This window comes from Pseudoxanthobacter sp., from assembly GCF_036822375.1.
In the GTDB taxonomy this organism is placed as follows: Bacteria; Pseudomonadota; Alphaproteobacteria; order Rhizobiales; family Segnochrobactraceae; genus Pseudoxanthobacter.
Window position 1 is genome coordinate 1 of sequence record NZ_DAISHT010000310.1, and the last position, 3,063, is coordinate 3,063.

Genomic DNA, 3,063 nt, shown 5'->3' on the forward strand with positions numbered 1-3,063 from the left:
CGCCCATGCCGCCATCCGCAACCTGCAATCGCGCTATGTCGGCTCGGTGCCGCTCGGTGCCTTCGGCTTCGTCGGCATCACCGAGCACTTCACCGCCGGCGTGGAGATGCTGGGTCTGCCGCTGCCCGGCGGGCGGAAGATCGTGGCGGAGGTGGAAGGCATCCGCCTCGGCGTCGACCGCGGCACCCGCGCGGCAATCGCGCTGGAGAACGTGCCCGACATCGCGCTCTATTCGGAGGCGACGCAGATCTTCCTCGCCCGCCTCAAGGCGCGGCAGGAAATCGAGGCACCGGCGCGCGCGCCGGGCGGGCTGAAGCGGCTGTTCGCGCGCAGGCGGGGGGCAGGCAGCGGCCTCCCCGGTCTGTTTCGCCCGCAGGCCCGCCCCGTGATGCACGCCGGCCAGCGCGCCTGAGCCACCCGCGCCTGAGCCACCCGCACGCCCGCCCCGCCCGTTGCAGGCACGGGGCTGCGCGCGGCGCCGGGTCTTCGCGTCCGGCGCCGCGCGGTTTATATCCGGAGGTGGTTCCACCCGATTCCGGAGGCCCGCCTTGGCCGCGATCTATGACGACCAGAACATCTTCGCCCGCATCCTTCGCGGCGAGATTCCCTGCCACAAGGTGTTCGAGAACGACGACGCCATCGTCATCATGGATGCGATGCCGCAGTCGCCGGGTCATTGCCTGATCATCCCGAAGGCCCCGTCGCGCAACCTGCTCGATGCCGATCCCGCCGCGCTCGCCCGCCTCGTGCCGCTGGTGCAGAAGGTGGCGCAGGCGGCAACCGTGGCGTTTGAAGCCGATGGCATCAACATCATGCAGTTCAACGAAGCCCCGGCCGGGCAGACGGTGTTCCACCTGCACATCCACGTCATTCCGCGTCGGGATGGCGTGCCGCTGAAGCCCCACACCGGCGGCATGGCCCCGGCCGAAGTGCTGGCAGCCGGCGCACAGAAGCTGACGGCCGCGCTCGCGGCCCTCTGAAGCAGCCGCCCCTTAACATCGCGAACCGCCCGGCCGGCCAGCGGCCGGGCGGACCCGGCGGACGGTGAATGCACCGCCGCAACGCCAGTCGGCAACAAGACCAATCAACAAGACGGCGCCGGCACGGCCGACCGGGCAGAAAAGCCCCGGCCCTGCCGCCCGCCCCGGGGACGAAACGACCATGACAGATAAGACAGACGCCGCTTCCGGCGCGCCGGCCGTGCGCGCCCGTTATCCCGATCTCGCCGGCCGCACCGTGTTCATCACCGGTGGCGGCAGCGGCATCGGCGCCGCCCTGACCGAGGCTTTCGTGCTGCAGGGCGCCAGGGTCGCCTTTGTCGATATCGCCCGCGAGGCCAGCGAAGCGCTGGTGCAGCGCCTTAAGGCGGAAACCGGCCGCACGCCGCTGTTCATCCCCTGCGACATCCGCGATATCGCCGCGCTGCAGGGCGCCATCGCCGCAACGCAGGCCGCGCTCGGCGACATCGGCGTGCTCATCAACAACGCCGCCAACGACGACCGCCACCGGCTGGAGGACGTGACGCCGGACTACTGGGACGACCGGCAGGCCATTCTGATCCGTCCGATGTTCTTCGCCATTCAGGCCGTGGCGCCGCAGATGCGCCGGCTCGGCGGCGGCTCCGTCATCAATTTCGGCTCGATCTCATGGATGGACGGCATGGGCGGCATGCCCGCCTACACCACCGCGAAATCCGCCGTTCAGGGCCTGACGCGCGGTCTGGCGCGCGATCTCGGGCCGGACAACATCCGCGTCAACGTGCTCGTGCCGGGCTGGGTGATGACCGAACGCCAGCTGAAACTGTGGGTCAGGCCGGAGAGCGGCGCCGATATCGAGCGCAAGCAGTGCCTGAAGGGCCGCGTGCTGCCGCACCACATCGCCGACATGGCGCTGTTCCTCGCCTCCGATGCCGCCGCCATGTGCAGCGCGCAGGACTTCATCGTCGACGGCGGCTGGGTGTGAGGCCGCCGCCCCGTTCCGTTCCTCGCCCGCGCCGTTCCCCCCTTTCAAAGCGCGAAGCCGCCGGCGCTTCCTGAGGGCGCCGGCGGCTTCTGAGGGCTCATGTCGGACAGAGGGCGGCCGCTGCCGGGCGGCCGGCGAGAGGAGGAAGTCGCCGGCCCTGTTTTCTCTTTCGGCCTTCGGGCCGTGCCGCAGCCTGCGGGCGGAGAGTTCCCGCAAGGCTTCAGGCGCTCTGTCTGACGTCGCTCTCCTGTGAGGTCCCGGGCGCGAAGAACGGGAGAAAACTCCGCACCCGGTTCCCCGGCGCCGCGCCCGGTCCGTCTGCGCACGGACCGGGCATGGCATGGGTCAATGGTGTTGCCCGGCTCTCTCAGGCGTGGCCGTGAAGGGCCTGCGCGCGCTGGCCGCTGCCTTCCGCCGTGATGACGAAGCGGGTGAGGCACTGGCTGCGGTGCTCGTGCGAGACCTGACGCCAGGTGTCCTCGGCCTGACGGCGGGTGGGGAACGGTCCGAAGACGTTCTCGGTTCCCGGAACGATGTCCGAGAAGTTCATGTCGCTGTACTTGCCACCGACAACCCAGAAGCGCGTGTTGTTGTTCATGGTCTTCTCCCAGAGGCGCCGTGCGCCGAAACGAGTGTTGTTTTGAGGGTTACGAAGGCACTGCCGGCCTTCCTGATTTTTGTGGTCCGCCGCGCCGCTTCCGATGCGGCGGACCCGCTTTTATCCGGGCGTTGCCCTTCCCCTCCCGCTTCGGTGCTCGATCCGGGCGGGAGGGCGTCAGTCAGGTATGAGGCGAGGTACGGCCGTTACCAAGGGGTCTCACTCCGCGGCGGCCGCGGTCGTGAACTGGTCGGTCTCGGTCGATTCCTTCATGGCCGTGGTCGAGGAGCGGCCGGACGAGATCGCCATCGCCACCTGATCGAAGTAGCCGGTGCCGACTTCGCGCTGGTGGCGGGTGGCGGTGTAGCCGATCGCCTCGGAGTCGAACTCCGCCTGCTGCAGCTCGCTGTAGGCGCCCATGCCGCGGTCGCGGTAGCCGTTGGCCAGTTCGAACATGCCGTGGTTGAGGCTGTGGAAGCCGGCCAGCGTCACGAACTGGAACT

4 protein-coding genes and 1 pseudogene are annotated in these 3,063 nt (G+C 69.4%); 3 read left to right on the forward strand and 2 right to left on the reverse strand.

Going from position 1 to position 3,063, the window contains the following annotated elements; translation table 11 throughout:
* From V7067_RS16945 to V7067_RS16955, 3 genes are all read left to right on the forward strand, one after another.
* A partial coding sequence (locus V7067_RS16945) for a hypothetical protein (RefSeq protein ID WP_334177066.1) occupies window positions 1-412 on the forward strand: 412 nt, incomplete at its 5' end.
* A gap of 136 nt (window positions 413-548) precedes the next feature.
* Entirely contained in the window at window positions 549-980 is a 432-nt protein-coding gene (locus V7067_RS16950; RefSeq protein WP_334177067.1) for an HIT family protein, read from the forward strand.
* A gap of 181 nt (window positions 981-1,161) precedes the next feature.
* Window positions 1,162-1,962, forward strand: coding sequence for an SDR family oxidoreductase (locus V7067_RS16955; RefSeq protein ID WP_334177068.1), 801 nt, complete (start codon window positions 1,162-1,164; stop codon window positions 1,960-1,962).
* 367 nt (window positions 1,963-2,329) lie between these two features.
* Here V7067_RS16955 and V7067_RS16960 read toward each other — a convergent pair whose 3' ends face one another.
* Entirely contained in the window at window positions 2,330-2,560 is a 231-nt protein-coding gene (locus tag V7067_RS16960; RefSeq protein ID WP_334177069.1) for a hypothetical protein, read from the reverse strand.
* A gap of 219 nt (window positions 2,561-2,779) precedes the next feature.
* A pseudogene (locus V7067_RS16965) lies at window positions 2,780-3,063 on the reverse strand (isocitrate lyase); the annotation flags it as partial.